Genomic DNA, 16,833 nt, shown 5'->3' on the forward strand with positions numbered 1-16,833 from the left:
AAGTTGCGTGGGGCCATGGTTTGAGGGTAATGCTTTTGGGATGATAGGATCTCAAGCTTTAAGCCGATAATCATAATTAGTCATGTCCAAAACCTTCGCTTCCCTGTTGGTGCTGGCCGCCTTGTGCGCGCCGGTTGCCGCCGCCACAAAGCCAGACGTCGTCCTACTGAAAGAGCGTTACCCGGAAAAGCTGTCCTACGACGGCTCGGCGCAACTGCTGAGCGCCGGCGACGGCGAACTGAACGATTCCGTCATGGGCTTGATTGATGCGCTCAAGCTGCGTTTCCCTTGGCATGAGCTGTGGGCGTTGCGTTCGGCCAACGGCTTGACCTTGCGTCAGGGGCGAACGGAGGCGGCCTTGCCTTTGCCCAAGGGCAGTTATTTCACCACCAGCTATATGGCGATGTCGCGAGACGGCCTGACCTTGGCTTTTGGCACTGGCCGGGACGGCAAACTGGAGGCTGTGCGCTGGCGGCGCGGCGGCGCGCTGGAGACGCTGGTGCCTGCGGGCCAAGCCTGGCTGTCCGGCGTCACAGATATCAGCGCCGACGGCCGCACGGTGATTGGCTGGCTGCTGAGCGACGAAAAAGCGATGCTGCGCGGCTTCCAATGGGTGGAGGGCAAGGGGTTCAGCTTGTTGCCGGAACCCATGAGCCTGCCGCTGGCGCTGAGCGCGGATGGGGCGGTAACGGCCGGTCTTGCCTTGCGCGGCAATCTGGACATGCTGCGGCGGATGCGGCGCATGCAAGATTTCATGAACGAAAGCCCGCTGATGAGTGATGGCGAGGTGACTAAGCTGCAAGTTTCCGGCGTCCATCCGGGGCGCGGGGATGTGGCCGGCTACTTCAAGCATGCCGACACCGGCGTTTGGCACGGCTTTGTCTGGAATCCGGACGAGGGCAAGCCAAGCCGGCGCGAGCCCTTGCCGTGGCAGGCCGAGGCGGAAGGCAAGACGGCTGACGCGCAAGTGCTGGCCTTGGCCGGCATGGGCGGCGAGGATGGCAATATCTTCATGGAGAGCGACGCCGTGCGTTGGCGTGCGGGCGAGGGCGTCAGCGTGATCCGCGCCAAGTCCGTGCTGGAGAGTTTGTCCGCGGATGGGCGCACGGTTTTTGTGTCCTTTAACCGGGAAAGCGACCATAGCCGCGCCTTCGTGCAAGTCTCGCCGGAGGGCGAGGTGGATCTGGAGGCGGCGGTGCGCGCGGAAACTCGCAAGGAGAGCCTGGGGATGTTCTTGCGCTCGGTCTCCGAGGATGGCCGCTACTTATGGCTGAACTCGTTCACGGCAGACGGGACGTTCCCGCTGCGCTTGGAAAACGGCAAGCTGGCGCCGTTCTCGCCGGTGATCGATGATCTGACGTTGACCGCTTTTAGTCAGGACGGTCGCGTGGTGGCGGGTACCTCCACCCAGCCGGAGCAGGGCGGATACGCCACTTTACGCTGGCGTTTTGGCGCGCCGAAGACACAGCGCCTGTTCTGCCCGGGCGAGGAGCGGAGCAGCAGCCATATCGTCATGTCCGGTGACGGCAAGGTGGTGGCAGCGGGTCAGGAGAAGCACGGCAAGGTGCATACTTGCCTGTTCGGGCCTTTGGATTAAGAGCCTGTTCAAAGGACTGCTACGCTTCGGCGATCCGCGCCGCCTTGACTCCCAGACACGTCATGTCACAACAGCCCCGCGCCTCAGCAATCGCGGCGCTCGGGATTGGCCTCTAGAAGTGAAGGATCTGGTGGACGTGCTTCGCAGCATGTCCGCTTGTGATTGTTATGCCTGATCTGGGCGGGTCATGGCAAGGGCGCCTTCATTGGTCCGCCGGTGTTTGGATTCTTCCCCCGTAGGCCAACCTTGTCATGTCCCCGCCTTGCCGTTTTCGTGGTTTGGCGCCACTTGCTCAGGAGGCTGCAATGACGCAGTCTGCTCGCAATAAATCCAAACCCCTCGCACCCAAGGCATCCGGCGTGCGCTAGACCATCGATTCTCCGCAACAGCAGGCTTTGTCGTGCTCGCGTTATCGCTTCGTCTCGCTGGAAACCAAAGAAATCCGCCTGCCTTTTGTCCGCTATATTCCGGGGTGCAATCATCCGCATTACTGGCAGCCGGAGGCAACTCAGGATTACGAGAGAGCTTGCTTCCTGGGTCGCTAGTACGCCGCCCATCTGGCTCAACTGCTGAAAAACACCAGTTGTACATCGGGCACGGTTTATTGCACCACATTGCGCGCGACATCGATTGCAGCGACCGCAGCCATCGCCACGGCTTGCAACTGGGCTTTCTCAATTATCTGGAAGTACTGCTGGGCCTGGCCGGGCCGCGGTTGAATCTGTACCACCACGTGGGGGCGGTGCATGAGTTGCACCGTAGCCTGGGCGTGTTGGTGTGGTTGGAACGCAAGCACAAATGCTGATCGCGGCTGGGGTGAATGACAAGGCCTCGCGGGAGCGGAGTCTTGGGAGGGTTGATAAGCCCAGTTCTCTGGTATGCACTGGGTTAATTGATTATGTTTTGTGAATATTCTGGTTTTTGAATGTTTCTTGCCGTGGCTATGATTCTGGTTTGCGCGCCTCGGACCAGGGAGTGGCACGCATTTTTAACCTACTACCAGGATGGATGAAACATGAAACAAAGAGTGTTGGCGGTTAGCCTGGTATTGTTTACCGTCGGAGCAAGCGCGGCGGATTTTGAATGGCTGGATACGGGGTTGACGGATTGCGCGGGGCGGGATGTGGGCAGTACCAGCGGCAGTGTTCCCGATAATCATTATGCGGCAAGCGGACTGACCGCCGTGTGTTGGGACGGAAAGGCATATTCGAACCGCAATAGCCCCGGCGTAGCATTTTGCACCTACAAGAACATCAGCCGCGCTGCATGCGTCGGTGGCATCAATACCGGGAAGGCGTATGCCGCGGCGCCGGTCAAGGAGTTCGCCTGGGAGGAGAAGGGGGTTGGAGATTGTGCTGGTCGAGACGTGAACGCGAGTTATGGCTCCAGCCTGCCCTCTAAGGAGCTGGCTACGGTAGGGACGATAGCAGTGTGCTGGGATGGCAAGACTTACAATAACGTCAATAGTCCGGGGCAGGCGTTCTGCACTTACAAATCGGTAACGGTGGAAAGCTGTACGGGCGGACGCAACCCCGGCTGGGTGTACGCGCCGGCCAAGGTTGCCGTAATGAAATGGCAGGCTGGGGGTATTGGCGACTGCACGGGGCAGGACTATGCGCAAACGGACGGGAAGACGCCGCACCCCAATTATCTGATTGAAGGCACAACGGCCGTGTGCTGGGACGGGGCTGAGCATTCGAACAGCAATGCGCCGGGGAAAGCGTTTTGCACCTATAAAACAGTGAAGTCGGGGCAATGTACTGGGGGGCGAAATCCAGGCTGGATGTACTCGCCAGCTCGGGGCGTCAATTGAAAGAGGTGTTGAGAACCTGTTCACGATCTGCTGCGCTGCGGCATACGGCGTTAAAAACAAGCTCAAAATGCTTATGTACCACGTGTACATTCCGCTTTTTCGCTCGTTTTCGCCCTGTCACGCCTTAGCCCGCGAGATTGTGAACACGTGCAGAAAGAGGCTTTTCAAGGATTCTGATGCGGATGGACAATGCCCCGCGGAAGCGGGGCATTGAAGAGGTAAACTTAGATCGCCTGCTCGTTGGTTTCGCCGGTGCGGATGCGCACCACTTGCTCCACCGGGGTGACGAAGATCTTGCCGTCGCCTATCTTGCCGGTGCGGGCGGTGGCGACGATGGTTTCGATGGCGCGTTCCACCAGGTCGTCTGGCAGAATCACTTCCACTTTCACTTTGGGTAAAAAGTCCACCACGTATTCGGCGCCGCGGTAGAGCTCGGTATGGCCCTTTTGGCGGCCAAAGCCCTTGACCTCGGTAACGGTCAGGCCGTTGATGCCCAGTTCGGACAAGGCTTCGCGCACCTCGTCCAGTTTGAACGGCTTGATCACGGCTTCAACCTTTTTCATGCTGGAAGCTCCTTGCTGATGAGATGAAATGCTATACGGATGAGGATTATTTTATTAAGCGGCGGGCATCCGGGCAATTAGCCGCTTAAAACAAACAGTGAATTGCTGTATTATGACGCGCTTTCCTGATACTTGTCGCGGGTGTCTAATGTCTTACCTTACCAAGCTCCGTGGCGGCGTTGCGCTGTCGCCGTTCCGTCTTGAAAAACTGCTTGCCGCAGCCGCCGAAGCCGGGCTGCCGGATCTCAGCATCAGTGCCGAATTCTGGCATTTCGCCGAAAGCGAAACCGAACTGACGTTGGAAGAGCAGGCCACCTTGGGCAAGTTGCTGAGCTACGGCGAAGCGCCGTTGGCCGGCCAGCCGGATGGCGAACTGTTTCTGGTGACGCCGCGATTGGGCACTTTGTCGCCCTGGGCCTCCAAGGCCACCGATATCGCCCAGCACTGCGGGCTGGGAGGGATTCTCCGCATCGAACGCGGCACCGCCTTCTGGGTTAAGTCCGCACAATCATCTTTAAATGAAGAGGCTCGTCATATTTTGACGGGCCTCTTGCACGATAGGATGACGGAAACGGTGCTGCCGTCGCTGGACGACGCCGCACGCCTGTTTGTCCATCAAGATCCGCAGCCGATGACGTCGGTGGACATCCTCGCCGGCGGCCGCGCGGCGCTGGAGGCTGCCAACGCCGATCTGGGCCTGGCCTTGTCCGAGGACGAAGTGGATTACCTGGTGGAAAACTTCACCAAGATGCGGCGCAACCCCACCGATGTGGAATTGATGATGTTTGCGCAGGCCAACTCCGAGCACTGCCGCCACAAGATCTTCAACGCCAAATTCATCATCGACGGCGAAGAGCAGGAAAAGTCGCTGTTCCGCATGATCCGGGACACCCACGACGCCAATCCGCAAGGCACGCTGGTGGCGTACAAGGACAACGCCTCGGTGATCGAAGGCGCTTTCATCGAGCGCTTCTACCCGCAGCCGGAAGGCCACGCTTACGCTTACCACAGCGAACCCACCGATATCCTGATGAAGGTGGAGACGCACAACCACCCGACGGCGATTTCACCGTTCGCCGGCGCATCCACCGGCAACGGCGGCGAGATCCGCGACGAGGGCGCCACCGGCCGCGGCTCGCGCCCCAAGGCCGGCATGACCGGCTTCACCGTGTCCAACCTGAACATTCCGGGCTTTGTGCAGCCGTGGGAGCGTTACAGCGACACGGCGGCGCAGTACGGCAAGCCGGAGCGCATCGCCTCCGCCTTGCAGATCATGCTGGAAGGCCCGATCGGCGGCGCGGCGTTTAACAATGAATTCGGCCGCCCCAATCTGACCGGCTATTTCCGCACCTTCGAAGAAGAGGTAGAAGGCGAGATGCGCGGCTATCACAAGCCGATCATGATCGCCGGCGGCCTGGGCAACATCCAGCAGCAGCAAATTCACAAGAACGAGATTCCGGAAGGCGCGCTGCTGATTCAACTGGGCGGCCCCAGCTTGCTGATCGGCCTGGGCGGCGGCGCGGCTTCGTCGATGGACACCGGCGCCAACAGCGCGGACTTGGACTTTGACTCCGTGCAGCGCGGCAACCCGGAAATCGAACGTCGCTGTCAGGAAGTGATCGACCGCTGCTGGCAGATGGGCGACGCCAACCCCATCGTGTCCATTCACGACGTGGGCGCCGGCGGCCTGTCCAACGCCTTTCCGGAACTGGTGAACGACGCCGGCCGCGGCGCCGTCTTCCATTTGCGCAAAGTGCATCTGGAAGAAAAGGGCATGACGCCGATGCAGATCTGGTCCAACGAGTCGCAGGAGCGCTATGTGATGGCGGTGCTGCCGCAGGACCTGGAGCGCTTCAGCGCGCTGTGCGAACGCGAGCGTTGCCCGTTCGCGGTGCTGGGCGTGGCCACCGACGACGGCCATCTGCAAGTGCGCGACGATCACTTCGACAACAATCCGGTGGACATGCCGCTGGAGGTGCTGTTGGGCAAGCCGCCGCGCATGACCCGCGACGTGACCACCCGCGAGCGCGATTTGAGCATCTTCGATGCTTCGCGCTTTGAACTGAAGGAAACCGCGTTGCGCGTGCTGCGCAACCCGACGGTGGCGGACAAGTCCTTCCTGATCACCATCGGAGACCGCACCGTGGGCGGCATGACCGCGCGGGATCAAATGGTGGGTCGCTGGCAGGTGCCGGTGGCGGACGTCGCCGTCACCACCATGGGTTTCAACACCTATCGCGGCGAAGCGATGGCAATGGGCGAACGCACGCCCACCGCCTTGTTCGACGCGCCGGCCTCCGGCCGCATGGCGATAGGCGAGGCGTTGACCAATATCGCCGCGTCCTTCGTCGGCCACCTGGGCAACGTCAAACTGTCCGCCAACTGGATGGCCGCCGCGGGCCACCCGGGCGAGGAAGCGCGTCTGTACCGCACGGTGGAAGCGGTGTCCAAGCTGAGCCAGGACCTGGGCATCAGCATCCCTGTGGGCAAGGATTCCTTGTCGATGAAGACGGTGTGGGAAGAGGCCGGCGAGAAGAAAGCCGTGACCGCGCCGCTGTCGCTGATCATTTCCGCTTTTTCCCCGGTGGAAGACGTGCGCAAAACCGCCACGCCGGAGCTGAAAGAGGACAAGGACACCGACCTGATCCTGATCGATCTGGGCTACGGCCGTTGCCGTTTGGGCGGCTCCATTTACGGCCAGGTGTGGAAAGCGATGGAGGGCAAGGCGCCGGATGTGGAGAGCCCGCACCAGTTGGCGGCCTTCTTCAACACCGTGCAGACGCTGTTGCGCGACGATATGTTGCTGGCCTACCACGACCGTTCCGACGGCGGCCTGTTCGTGACCTTGTCGGAAATGATGTTCGCCGGCCATATCGGCGTCACCATCGATCTGCAGGAACTGGTGATCGAGCGCAAGAACACCCAGCGCATTATCGACGACTTCGTTCAGCCCACTCAGGAAGCCGCCACCCATGGCCGCCTGATGCGGGTGCTGTTCAATGAAGAGCTGGGCGCGGTGTTGCAGGTGAAGAAATCCGACACGCCGGAGGTGATCTCGCGCTTCATGAAGGCCGGCATCGGCCGCGAGCTGTTTGTGATCGGCCGCGTCAACAACAAGGATCGCCTGGTCATCAAGCACCGCGGCGTGGAGCTGTTCAACGAGAGCCGTTCCGATCTGCATCGCGAGTGGTCCGAGACCAGCGCCCGCATGCAGCGCCTGCGCGACAATCCGGCGTGCGCAGACAGCGAGCATCTGCTGCGCTCCAGCCCGAAAGCGCCGGGCCTGAGCGCCAAGCTGAGCTTTGACGTGCACGCCGATCCGGCGGCGCCTTTCATCGCCAGCGGCGCGCGTCCGCGCCTGGCGGTGCTGCGCGAGCAGGGCGTCAACGGTCAGTTGGAGATGGCGGCGGCTTTCGACCGAGCCGGTTTCGACACCGTGGACGTGCACATGAGCGACATCATCAGCGGTCGCGTGTCGCTGGCGGACTTCAAGGGCTTGGCCGCCTGCGGCGGCTTCAGCTACGGCGACGTGCTGGGCGCCGGCGAGGGTTGGGCCAAGAGCATTCTGTTCAATCCGCGCGCCCGCGAGCAGTTCGAGGCCTTCTTCGGTCGCGCCGACACGTTCGCGCTGGGCGTGTGCAACGGCTGCCAGATGATGTCCAATCTGTCGTCCATCATTCCGGGCGCGGAGCACTGGCCGAAGTTCCATCGCAACGCTTCCGAGCAGTTCGAGGCGCGCTTCGCCATGGTGGAAGTGACGGCCTCGCCGTCCATCTTCTTGTCCGACATGGCGGGCAGCCAGCTGCCGGTGGTGGTCAGCCACGGCGAAGGCCGCGCGGTATTCGCGCCTGGCGCGCAGGAGCAGGCGCTGACGGCGTTGCGCTACGTCGATTTTGACGGCCGCGCCACTCAAACCTATCCGCTGAACCCCAACGGTTCGCCGGCCGGCATTACCGGGGTGACCACGGCCGATGGCCGCTTCACCATCATGATGCCGCATCCGGAGCGGGTGTTCCGCACGGTGCAGAACAGCTGGCATCCGGCAGACTGGGGCGAGAACGGCGGCTGGTATCGGATGTTCGCCACCGCTCGCCGCTGGGTGGGCTGAGCGGCAAGCTCACGGCGGGCCGTTTGTCCGGCCCCGCCTGGCGTTATATGCGAACGGAAGCTTTGGCTTCCGTTTTTTTTGGTTTCAGCGCGCCTTAAGCCCGTGGCCGGCGTTGCGGGCGGCCGCGCGCACGGCTTCCAGCAGCAGCCGGGCTTTGCGCGGGATGCGGCGGTTGGCGAAGACGGCGTGCATTTGCGGGTTGTCGCCGTGGCTGGAGACGATGCGGTAGTCCGGGCACAGCCGCAGTAGTTGGCCGGAGCGGACCAGCGGCTCGGCCAGCCAGTCTCCCAGGCGGGCGACGCCCAGGCCGGCCAGCACGGCGTTGAGCACGGCGCTGCCGGAGCTGACGCGGTGCCAGGGCGTGAGATTGAGGCTGAGCTGATGGCCGGCGGAGATAAAGTTCCAGGCTTTCAGCACGCGCGGCGCGGAGTGGATCACTACCCGGTGTTCCGGCAATTGTTCCGGCGTTTGCGGAGCGCCATGGCGGGCGACATAGTCCGGGCTGGCGTAGAGGTGGCGCTGATAATCCCACAGCGGGTAGCCGATCAGCTCGCTGGAGGCGGGGAAGGCGCCGCGGATGCTGAAGTCCAGCTTTTCGCGGATCGGGTCCAAGATGGTGTCGCTGTACAGCACGTCGAAGCGCAGTTCCGGGTTGGCGTCGGCCATGCGCGCCAGCACCGGCGGCAGCAGCGCGTGGCTCATCGCCTCCGGCGCGGAAAAACGCAGCAGGCCGCGCGGGGCCTCGCTCAAGGCGGCCAGCTCGTCTTCGGCTTCTTCCTGCAGGTCCAGCATCTTGCGCGCGGAGACGTAATAGCTTTCGCCGGCCAAGGTCAGGTTGACCTGTTTTTGCGAGCGAGCCAGCAAGCTGCCGCCCAGCGCTTCTTCCAGCGCCTGCACCGCGCGGGTGACGCTGCTGGGCGAGGTGCCCAGCTGGCGCGCGGCGGCGACAAAGCTTTTTCTTTCCACCACCGCGCAGAATACGCGCAATTCCCACAGCGATTTCATCCCGACCTCGGTCATCTTGATTGCGATTTTCGCAATACGGTATTGCAAGCACGGGCCGCTGGCAAGGCATAGAATCTTGTCCTAACTGTAAGCGGCACGGAGCCGGGAGAAGTGAATGCTGTTGACCTTGAGTTTTCTGTGTGTGATTTCCTTTGCCGCCGGCCTGGTGGACGCGGCGGTGGGCGGCGGCGGGCTGATCCAGATTCCGGCCTTGTTCAGCGCCTTGCCCAATCTGGCGCCGGCCACGGTGTTCGGCACCAATAAGCTGGCCGCGGCGATGGGCACGCTGTCCGCCGCGCGTTCTTATCTGAAGCGGGTCCGGGTGCCGTGGCGCTTGGTGTTGCCGGCGGCGGCGGCGGCCTTCTTCATGTCCATCGCGGGCGCGGCCACAGTCAGCTTGATCGACAAAGCGGTGTTGCGGCCCATGGTGCTGGCGCTGCTGGTGGTGATGGCGGTGTACACCTTGTGGAAGAAGGATTTCGGTTCCCTGCACAAGCCGGTGGCGATAGGGCGGCGCGAGATGGCGATAGGCATGGCCATCGGCGGCGCGATCGGTTTTTACGATGGCCTGTTCGGCCCCGGCACCGGCAGCTTCCTGATGTTTTTGTTTATCCGCTTTTTCGCCTTCGACTTTCTGCACGCTTCGGCATCGGCCAAGGTGGTGAACCTGACCACCAACTGCGCCGCCTTGCTCTTCTTCATTCCCGCCGGCCACGTGCTGTTCCAGTACGCGCTGCCGATGGCGGCCTGCAATATGGCCGGGGCGATGGTGGGAAGCTGGGTGGCGATGAAGAAAGGCACGGGCTTTGTGCGGGTGTTGTTCCTGTTGCTGACCAGTACGCTCATCCTCAAGCTGGGCTGGGACATCTTCCACGGTTGATCCGCTGTGCAAGGCTGGCCGCGCTTTGGCGGTACGGCTTGGGAAGGGCGTTAAACGCCGCTTTCCCGGCCGCCTTGTTTTTGTCCTCGCGACCTTGAGCAGGCATCGAGGCCAAGCCTGCTTTTGAACTCTGGCGCGGCGTCCTTTATCATGCGGGATGTCCTGACCCTCGCCGAGAGTTTATGCACCCATCACGTTGTCCGCCCCCCGCGCGGGCGCGGCATTTGCGCGAGCTGCCCAATATCGGCCCCAGCCTGGCCGACGACCTGCGCCTGCTCGGCATTGAGCAGCCGTCGCAGTTGCGCGGCGCCGAGCCTTTGCGACTTTACCATCGTTTGTGCGAATTGACCGGAACCCGGCAGGACCCGTGCGTGCTGGATACGCTGATGTCGGTGGTGCACTACATGGACACCGGCGAGGCGCGGCTGTGGTGGAGCTTTACCGCGGAACGCAAGGCGAAGGGCGGTTACTGATGTCGCGGCCGGATGCGGATTCCAAACTGACGGCCTGCCATGATTGCGACTTGCTGATGCGGGTGCCGTTGAGGGGCGAGGGGCGGGCCTGCTGCCCGCGCTGCGGCGCGCTGGTGCGCCATTACGGCGCGCAGCGACAGGATGCCGAACTGGCCTTGCTGTTGACCGGGGTGATCGCCTTTCTGTTGGCCAACGTCTATCCGGTGGTGACGCTGGAGGCCGCCGGGGCCCGCAGCGCGGCCACCTTGTGGCAGACGGTGGTGGCGCTGGAGCGCCAGGGCATGCTGTCGGTGGCCATGCTGGTGATGTTCACCGGCATTGTGATGCCGTCGCTGGAGCTGGGCAGCATGCTTTACGTGCGGCTGCCGCTGGCCTTCGGCCATGTGCCGCGCGGCTTTCCCTGGCTGATGCGGCTGAAGATATTGACCCGTCCGTGGTGCATGGTGGAGGTGTTTCTGTTGGGCATCCTGGTGTCTTTGGTGAAGCTGGTCAGCCTGGCCACCGTGCACGTGGGCGTGGGCCTGATGGCCTTGTTCGCCTTGATCATGCTGATGGCGGCCACCGCCAGCCGTTTCAATCCGGAAGATTTGTGGGAGCGTTATCAGCAATGTCGGGCTACCGCGTGAAAACCGCCGTCCAGTCCGGCCTGTGGCTGTGTCACGGATGCGGCTTGTTATGCCGCGCCGGCGAAGGCGCTCAATCCTGCCCGCGCTGCCATGCCGCTTTGCACTCGCGCAAGCCGCACAGCCTGCAGCGCAGCTGGGCTCTGCTGCTGGCGGCGATGGTGGCCTATCTGCCCGCCAACCTGCTGCCTATCATGGAAACCTCCACCATCATGGGCATGCAGAACGACACCATCATGAGTGGGGTAGTGTATTTGTGGAAGTCCGGCTCCTGGCCGCTGGCGCTGGTGGTATTCACCGCCAGCGTGCTGGTGCCGCTGTTGAAAATTCTGGCCTTGTTGTTATTGCTGGCGACGGTACAGTTGGGTTCCGGCTGGGCGCCGCGGCAGCGGACGCGGTTGTATCGGGTGGTGGAGGTGATAGGCCCGTGGTCGATGTTGGATATTTACGTGGTGGCCCTGATGGTGGCATTGGTGCAATGGCAGTCGCTGGCGTCGATCAAGGCCGGGCCGGGGGCCATAGCTTTTGGCGCGGTGGTGGTGCTGACCATGGTGGCGGCGATGAGTTTCGATCCCAGGCTGATCTGGGATCAGGTAAAGGAAGACGATGAGCAGTGATCAACCCGAAAACCCGGCCGCAGCCGGCGAGGATTTGCCGGCCGCGGTGCCGGTGAAGCGGCGGCGCTGGTCGCCGTCGCTGGTGTGGCTGATTCCGGTGGTGGCGGCGGTGATTGGCGGCTGGCTGGCGGTGAACGCGGTGTTGTCGCGCGGGCCCACCATCACCATCGCCTTTCAGAACGCGGAAGGGCTGGAAGCCGGCAAGACCCGGATCAAGTACAAGGACGTGGAGATCGGCGAGGTAAAGGCGGTGTCGGTGAGCCCGGATCGTCAATCCATTCTGGTGACCGCGGAGCTGAGCAAGAAGGTGGACGATTACCTGGTGGCGGACAGCCGCTTTTGGGTGGTTCGGCCCCGTATTTCCGGCGGCAGCGTGTCTGGTCTGGGCACGGTGCTGGGCGGCTCCTACATCGGCATGGACGTGGGCAAGAGCAAGGAGCGCCGCACCGAGTTCAAGGGCCTGGAAGTGCCACCCATCATCAACGCGGACTTGCCGGGCAAGATGTTCGTGTTGCGTTCCGACAACCTGGGCTCGCTCAACGCCGGCTCGCCGGTCTATTTCCGACGCGTGCCGGTGGGGCAGGTGGTGGGCTATGAACTGGACCCGGCGGGCAGCGCGGTGAAGCTGTCGGTTTTCATTAACGCGCCTTACGATCACTTCGTTACCGTCAACAGCCGCTTTTGGCACGCCAGCGGCATCGACGTGGCCATCGGCGCCAACGGTTTGAGCGTCAATACCCAGTCATTGGCGGCGATCGCCTTGGGCGGCATCGCCTTCGAAACTCCGCTTAGCGATGGGCCGGACAAGGCGCCTGACGCCAAATACTTATTCTTGCTCAACGAAACCCGAGAGAAGGCGCTGCAGAATCGCGACCGCGAAACCCAATCCTTCCGGCTGAAGTTCCGTCAGTCGGTGCGGGGCTTGACCGTGGGCGCGCCGGTGGATTTCCGCGGGATTACATTTGGCGAGGTCACCGCCATCGGCATCGAATACGCGCCGGCGCGCAAGGACTTCGACATGACGGTGGATATCCGCACCTATCCCAGCCGGCTCAACACCCTGTCCGGCGACCACAGCCTGTCGGCCAAGATTTCCGTGGAGTCGCTGGTGCGCAACGGCCTGCGCGCTCAACTGCGCTCCGGCAGCCTGATCACCGGTCAGCTTTACGTGGCGCTGGACTTCTTCCCCGAGGCCAAGCCGGCCAAGGTGTCGGTGCGCAACGGCATGACCGAGCTGCCGACGCTGCCGGGCGACCTGGAAGAGCTGCAGCGGGTGTTGCAGCGCATTGCGCGCCGCCTGGACAAGGTGCCGTTCGACAGCATAGGCGCGGAATTGAATCAATCGTTGAAATCGCTGCACCAGACGCTGGACGGCATGCGCAAACTGTCCGAGAACATGGACGGCAAGGTGCTGCCGCAGGCGGTGAAAACGCTGGAGGACCTGCAAAAGACGTTGGAAAGCACGCGTCAGGCGATGCAGGCGGATTCGCCGCTGCAGCAGGACGTGCGCGCCGCCGCGCAAGAGGTGTCGGAAACCGCGCGCAGCTTCCGCGCGCTGGCCGATTACCTGGACCGCCATCCGGAGGCGTTGATACGCGGCAAGGGAGAGAAAAAATGAAGTCCATCGCGTTGAGTCTGATCATGCTGGCGCTGCTGAGCGCCTGCGCCTCGCCGCCCACCACCTTTCACCAGCTGCGTCCGGCGCTGCCGGCGGCGGCCAATCCCGCGCAAGGCGTCAGCGTCATGGTGGGTCCAGCCTCGCTGCCGGCTGGGCTGGAGCGGCCGCAACTAGTGGTGGAGGATGCGGTCGGCAATGTCGAGTTGCTGGATCTGCAGCGTTGGGCCGGGCCGTTGGACCGCATGCTGACGCAAGCCGTGGCGGCGGATGTGTCCCGCGCTCTGGGCTTGGCCAGCGTGTACGCTTATCCGCAGCCGGGCATGGGCGGAGGGGATGTCCGCTTATTGCTGGATGTGCGCCAACTGCGGCTGAGGCCGGGGCGCGACGCCTCGCTGGAAGTGGCGTGGCAGGCGCTGTCGGCACAGGGCGACAAGAAACCGCTGGCCAGCGGCTATTTCCAGCAGAGCCGGCCCTTGGCGACGAATGACGCGGCAGCGGCCGTGGCCGGCCTGCAGGCGCTGGTGACCGAGCTGAGCCGCCGCGTGGCCGACGAGCTGGGGCCCGCCCTGGCGGGATTCAAGGGCTAGGCGGCGCCGGCGGACGCCGGTGCGCCCATGGACGCGCCTGTTCCAGCTGGCGCGCGAGCTGAAGCAGCGTGAGATCGTCGCCGCAGCGCGCGACGAATTGCACGCCTATGGGCAGCCCCGCCTGATTCCAGTGCAGCGGCACGCTCATCGCGGGTTGTCCGCTCATATTGAAGGGAATGGTCCAGCCCAGGTATTCCATCAGGCGGCGCGAGGTGGCCGGGATCAACTGGCCGAAGCGCAAGGTCCAGTCCCAGCCCAGCTTGCCCAGCATCCAGCGCGAGATCGTGGCCTCGGCCGCGCTGGGCCCCAGGCCGCCGACCAGGGCGGGCGGCTGATTCAGCGTAGGGGTCGCCAGCACGTCGTAGCGCTGATGAAAGGTCTCCATGATCCTGGCCTGCTCCCAGGCGAAACCGCGCGCCCAGGCCAGCTCACCGGCGCTGAGGCGCTCGCCGTAGCGCGCCAGCGCCCAGCTGGCCGCCTCCAGTTGCTCGTGACGCGCCGGCTTGCCGGTGCGGCGCTCGATGTCGCGCAGCAGTCCCGCCATTTCCCCGCAGATGATCGTCAGCATGGCGCGGTTGTACTCCTCCGGAGACGCCAACGGCGGGGCCGCTTCTTCCACCTCATGCCCCAGATCGGCCAGCAAGGCCAATGCGCCGTCCAGCGCGGCAGCGCAATCCGGGTGCAGCGCGCCGCCCAGAATGGGGCGCTTGCTCCAGGCGATGCGCAGCTTACCGGGCTCGCGTTGGTGCGCGGCGAAGAAGCTTTGCTCCGGCGCAGGCCAGTAATAAGCCTCGCCGCCGCGCGGACCGCCAGCCAGCAAATCCAGCATCGCCGCGCTGTCGCGCACGCTGCGCGTCAACGCGTGTTGGCAGACCAGGCCTTGCCAGCCCTCGCTGTAGTCCGGTCCGGCCGGGCCGCGGCCCCGGGTGGGCTTGAGGCCGAACACGCCGCAGTTGGAGGCGGGGATGCGGATGGAGCCGCCGCCGTCGCCGCCGTGGGCGATGGGCACGATGCCGGCGGCCACCGCGGCCGCCGAGCCGCCGCTGGAGCCGCCAGGCGTCCGGCTCAGATCCCAGGGGTTGCGGCTGAGGCCGTAGACTTCGGATTCGGTGTAGGGGCTGAGGCCCAGTTCCGGGGTGGCGGTTTTGCCGATGAAGATCAGGCCGCCCTGGCGGTAGCGCTGGATAATGTCTGCGTCGCGCGGCGCGGTGTAGCCGTCAAACAGGCGGCTGCCGTTGCGGGTGGGGACGCCGGCGATATCGGCCAGCAAGTCCTTGATCAAGACTGGGCTGCCAGCGAGCGGGCCGCCGCCCTGCGGCTGCGCCAATTGCGTTTGGGCCAGTTCCGGCAGCGGCAGGCACACCGCGTTCAGCGCCGGATTCCACCGTTCCAGCCTGGCTTGGGCGGCCGCCGTCGCCTCGCTGGCGGCAATCTCGCCGCGGGCGATCAGCTGGGCCAGGCCGATGCCATCGTAGTCTTCATATTCTTTGAAACAGATCATGTCTGCCTCCTGAAATTTGCATGGAATGGTGGGGCCTTTTCGCTGTTTGCCATTGTAATGAAATGTTGTGCATTGTTGTTCAGGCCGCAACAAAATAAAATCGAATACGCATATTGTTTGGTTGCTTTAATGCTTTTTAAATTAGAAGGGGGTGGCAATGCCGAATGGAAAAAGGCGCTCTTGCATTGCTCTTATGCTGGCCATGCTGGCGACCGGCGCGCTGGCTGCCGAGACGCCCGGGCGTTTGCGCGCCCAAGGCAAGGAGTCTGTGTATGCGTATGCCGAGTTGGCCAAGGGCAGGGAGGTGTTTGACGCCTTCCGCGCGCTGGCTCCGGGCGCCGAGCTGCGCTACCGCCTTTATCCGCATCCGCCGCGGCAGGGCGTGAGCCTGTCTTGGCGCGATGGCGGCAACATCAGGGGGCTGGTGCGCCTGGCCGGCGACAACAGCTTCACCATGGCGCAACTGTCGGGGCTGGAACGGCGCAACGCCTGGCTGGTGGCCAGCTTGTCGCCGGCGGAGCTGAGCTGGCGGCCGGTGGTGCGCAGCAGCGGCCTGCCGGCCAACGTCCGGCGACTGGGCGATTTGCGGTTGGAGTGCCTGGTGGGCGCGCAGGGTCGGGTCAGTCTGCGCGATGAGCGCAAAATAGCCTGCCTGCCGCCGCCCAATGCCACGTGTCAGGATGATGTGGTGGCGTGCGCGCGGCGCGCCTCGGTGGTCTTGGGCGAGGCCATGCTCAAAGGGCTAACGCGCTTGCAGGGGGAGAAGAATCCCTATGAGCAAGGGCGCGCCCAGTATCTATTCATCGCGGACAAGCCGGTGTTCAGCGTCACGCTGCAGGAGGGCGGCCGGCAGTTCACCCTGCCGGCGATCTGGCTGTATGGCCGCGCCGAACCGTTTACGCCGTTTTTCCAGTGGCCGTATCCGCGCGAATATTTGTACTCGGTGCCGCTGGAGGTGGGCGAGTGGTCCGATGACGCCCTGGTGGAGCTGGAACCCATGGTGGCGGAGGGCGGCAAATGAGGTTGGGATGGATATTGGCCTTGGGTTGCGCTTGCTGGCTGAGCGCGTGCGTCAGCAGCGGCAGCCAGCATTTGGAGGGCGTGGATGAGCCGGCGGTGAAGCGCGTGCTTCAGCGCGGCGGCGGGCGGCACGAAGTGCTGGCGGCTTTTGGCGAGCCGCAGGACAAGATCAAGTTCGCCAATGAGCGCGAACTGTGGGTCTACAGCTACATCCAGTACCGGGCGCAATTGCAGAACTTCACTGATCTGGCGCCCTTGATCGGCGCGCAGAATCGCTTCGACAAAGAGCTGGTGCTACTGTTCGACCCCGGCGGCAAGGTGCTGCAATGGCGGCTGTCCACCCGCGAGGAAGTGCGGGGCACCGGCTTGCTGAACCAGCCGCTGCCGGACGAGCGCTGAAGGGCGGCGCGGATGCCGCGTAGCCAGTT

15 protein-coding genes are annotated in these 16,833 nt (G+C 63.6%); 12 read left to right on the plus strand and 3 right to left on the minus strand.

Annotation, left to right across the window (positions count from 1 at the left end):
• The first annotated feature begins 82 nt into the window (after nt 1-82).
• The 3 genes from BR71_RS00975 (at nt 83) to BR71_RS00985 (ending at nt 3,410) form a co-directional block, all read left to right on the plus strand.
• Nucleotides 83-1,597 carry a hypothetical protein gene (locus tag BR71_RS00975; RefSeq protein ID WP_043631369.1) on the plus strand — a complete coding sequence of 505 codons (1,515 nt, stop codon included), beginning with the start codon at nt 83-85 and terminating at the stop codon, nt 1,595-1,597.
• Nucleotides 1,598-2,180: 583 nt separating this feature from the next.
• Nucleotides 2,181-2,402 carry a hypothetical protein gene (locus BR71_RS00980; RefSeq protein WP_043631372.1) on the plus strand — a complete coding sequence of 74 codons (222 nt, stop codon included), beginning with the start codon at nt 2,181-2,183 and terminating at the stop codon, nt 2,400-2,402.
• Between the two features lie 210 nt (nt 2,403-2,612).
• Entirely contained in the window at nt 2,613-3,410 is a 798-nt protein-coding gene (locus BR71_RS00985; protein ID WP_043631381.1) for a hypothetical protein, read from the plus strand.
• A 224-nt stretch (nt 3,411-3,634) separates the two neighbouring features.
• On the opposite strand, the gene BR71_RS00990 is transcribed toward BR71_RS00985, so the two are convergent.
• The gene (locus tag BR71_RS00990) at nt 3,635-3,973 is read right to left on the minus strand and encodes a P-II family nitrogen regulator (RefSeq protein ID WP_019100167.1); all 339 of its coding nucleotides are present in this window, start codon (nt 3,971-3,973) and stop codon (nt 3,635-3,637) included.
• 148 nt (nt 3,974-4,121) lie between these two features.
• On the opposite strand from BR71_RS00990, the gene purL reads away from it, so the two are divergent.
• A complete protein-coding gene (purL, locus tag BR71_RS00995; protein WP_043631384.1) occupies nt 4,122-8,081 on the plus strand; it encodes a phosphoribosylformylglycinamidine synthase in 3,960 nt (1,319 codons plus the stop codon).
• An 84-nt stretch (nt 8,082-8,165) separates the two neighbouring features.
• On the opposite strand, the gene BR71_RS01000 is transcribed toward purL, so the two are convergent.
• Nucleotides 8,166-9,086, minus strand: coding sequence for a LysR family transcriptional regulator (locus BR71_RS01000; protein WP_081862515.1), 921 nt, complete (start codon nt 9,084-9,086; stop codon nt 8,166-8,168).
• A gap of 115 nt (nt 9,087-9,201) precedes the next feature.
• Between BR71_RS01000 and BR71_RS01005 the strand changes: the two genes are divergently transcribed.
• The 6 genes from BR71_RS01005 to BR71_RS22645 all read left to right on the plus strand — a co-directional run bounded on the left by BR71_RS01005 (nt 9,202) and on the right by BR71_RS22645 (nt 13,884).
• On the plus strand, nt 9,202-9,966 hold the full coding sequence (locus BR71_RS01005; protein ID WP_196783762.1) for a sulfite exporter TauE/SafE family protein: 765 nt from the start codon (nt 9,202-9,204) through the stop codon (nt 9,964-9,966).
• A gap of 182 nt (nt 9,967-10,148) precedes the next feature.
• Nucleotides 10,149-10,439: a helix-hairpin-helix domain-containing protein gene (locus tag BR71_RS01010; RefSeq protein WP_043631390.1), complete on the plus strand. Its 291-nt coding sequence runs from the start codon at nt 10,149-10,151 to the stop codon at nt 10,437-10,439.
• Nucleotides 10,439-11,065 carry a paraquat-inducible protein A gene (locus tag BR71_RS01015; protein ID WP_043631395.1) on the plus strand — a complete coding sequence of 209 codons (627 nt, stop codon included), beginning with the start codon at nt 10,439-10,441 and terminating at the stop codon, nt 11,063-11,065. The genes BR71_RS01010 and BR71_RS01015 overlap by 1 nt, the downstream gene beginning before the upstream one ends.
• A complete protein-coding gene (locus tag BR71_RS01020; RefSeq protein ID WP_043631927.1) occupies nt 11,062-11,679 on the plus strand; it encodes a paraquat-inducible protein A in 618 nt (205 codons plus the stop codon). The genes BR71_RS01015 and BR71_RS01020 overlap by 4 nt, the downstream gene beginning before the upstream one ends.
• On the plus strand, nt 11,669-13,297 hold the full coding sequence (locus tag BR71_RS01025; protein ID WP_043631397.1) for a PqiB family protein: 1,629 nt from the start codon (nt 11,669-11,671) through the stop codon (nt 13,295-13,297). Before BR71_RS01020 ends, BR71_RS01025 begins: the two co-directional genes overlap by 11 nt.
• On the plus strand, nt 13,294-13,884 hold the full coding sequence (locus tag BR71_RS22645; protein ID WP_052370236.1) for a PqiC family protein: 591 nt from the start codon (nt 13,294-13,296) through the stop codon (nt 13,882-13,884). Before BR71_RS01025 ends, BR71_RS22645 begins: the two co-directional genes overlap by 4 nt.
• On the opposite strand, the gene BR71_RS01035 is transcribed toward BR71_RS22645, so the two are convergent.
• Nucleotides 13,874-15,385 (minus strand): amidase, encoded by a 1,512-nt coding sequence (locus tag BR71_RS01035; protein WP_052370237.1) that lies wholly within the window; start codon nt 15,383-15,385, stop codon nt 13,874-13,876. The two genes, BR71_RS22645 and BR71_RS01035, sit on opposite strands and share 11 nt — an antisense overlap.
• A 193-nt stretch (nt 15,386-15,578) precedes the next feature.
• Between BR71_RS01035 and BR71_RS22650 the strand changes: the two genes are divergently transcribed.
• Together BR71_RS22650 and BR71_RS01045 are read left to right on the plus strand one after the other, a co-directional pair.
• A complete protein-coding gene (locus tag BR71_RS22650) occupies nt 15,579-16,406 on the plus strand; it encodes a hypothetical protein (RefSeq protein ID WP_052370238.1) in 828 nt (275 codons plus the stop codon).
• Complete coding sequence (locus BR71_RS01045; RefSeq protein WP_156038763.1) at nt 16,403-16,804, plus strand: hypothetical protein; 402 nt, start codon at nt 16,403-16,405, stop codon at nt 16,802-16,804. The genes BR71_RS22650 and BR71_RS01045 overlap by 4 nt, the downstream gene beginning before the upstream one ends.
• Nucleotides 16,805-16,833: the final 29 nt, after the last annotated feature.

Source organism: Chromobacterium haemolyticum DSM 19808, from assembly GCF_000711885.1.
In the GTDB taxonomy this organism is placed as follows: Bacteria; Pseudomonadota; Gammaproteobacteria; order Burkholderiales; family Chromobacteriaceae; genus Chromobacterium; species Chromobacterium haemolyticum.

Excerpts from the sequence above, each read along its gene's own strand:
- BR71_RS00975 (WP_043631369.1), top strand. The coding sequence starts at position 83 with ATGTCCAAAACCTTCGCTTCCCTGTTGGTGCTGGCCGCCTTGTGCGCG.
- BR71_RS00985 (WP_043631381.1), top strand. The coding sequence starts at position 2,613 with ATGAAACAAAGAGTGTTGGCGGTTAGCCTGGTATTGTTTACCGTCGGA.
- BR71_RS00990 (WP_019100167.1), bottom strand. The coding sequence starts at position 3,973 with ATGAAAAAGGTTGAAGCCGTGATCAAGCCGTTCAAACTGGACGAGGTG.
- purL (WP_043631384.1), top strand. The coding sequence starts at position 4,122 with ATGTCTTACCTTACCAAGCTCCGTGGCGGCGTTGCGCTGTCGCCGTTC.
- BR71_RS01000 (WP_081862515.1), bottom strand. The coding sequence starts at position 9,086 with ATGAAATCGCTGTGGGAATTGCGCGTATTCTGCGCGGTGGTGGAAAGA.
- BR71_RS01005 (WP_196783762.1), top strand. The coding sequence starts at position 9,202 with ATGCTGTTGACCTTGAGTTTTCTGTGTGTGATTTCCTTTGCCGCCGGC.
- BR71_RS01010 (WP_043631390.1), top strand. The coding sequence starts at position 10,149 with ATGCACCCATCACGTTGTCCGCCCCCCGCGCGGGCGCGGCATTTGCGC.
- BR71_RS01015 (WP_043631395.1), top strand. The coding sequence starts at position 10,439 with ATGTCGCGGCCGGATGCGGATTCCAAACTGACGGCCTGCCATGATTGC.
- BR71_RS01025 (WP_043631397.1), top strand. The coding sequence starts at position 11,669 with ATGAGCAGTGATCAACCCGAAAACCCGGCCGCAGCCGGCGAGGATTTG.
- BR71_RS22645 (WP_052370236.1), top strand. The coding sequence starts at position 13,294 with ATGAAGTCCATCGCGTTGAGTCTGATCATGCTGGCGCTGCTGAGCGCC.
- BR71_RS01035 (WP_052370237.1), bottom strand. The coding sequence starts at position 15,385 with ATGATCTGTTTCAAAGAATATGAAGACTACGATGGCATCGGCCTGGCC.
- BR71_RS22650 (WP_052370238.1), top strand. The coding sequence starts at position 15,579 with ATGCTGGCCATGCTGGCGACCGGCGCGCTGGCTGCCGAGACGCCCGGG.
- BR71_RS01045 (WP_156038763.1), top strand. The coding sequence starts at position 16,403 with ATGAGGTTGGGATGGATATTGGCCTTGGGTTGCGCTTGCTGGCTGAGC.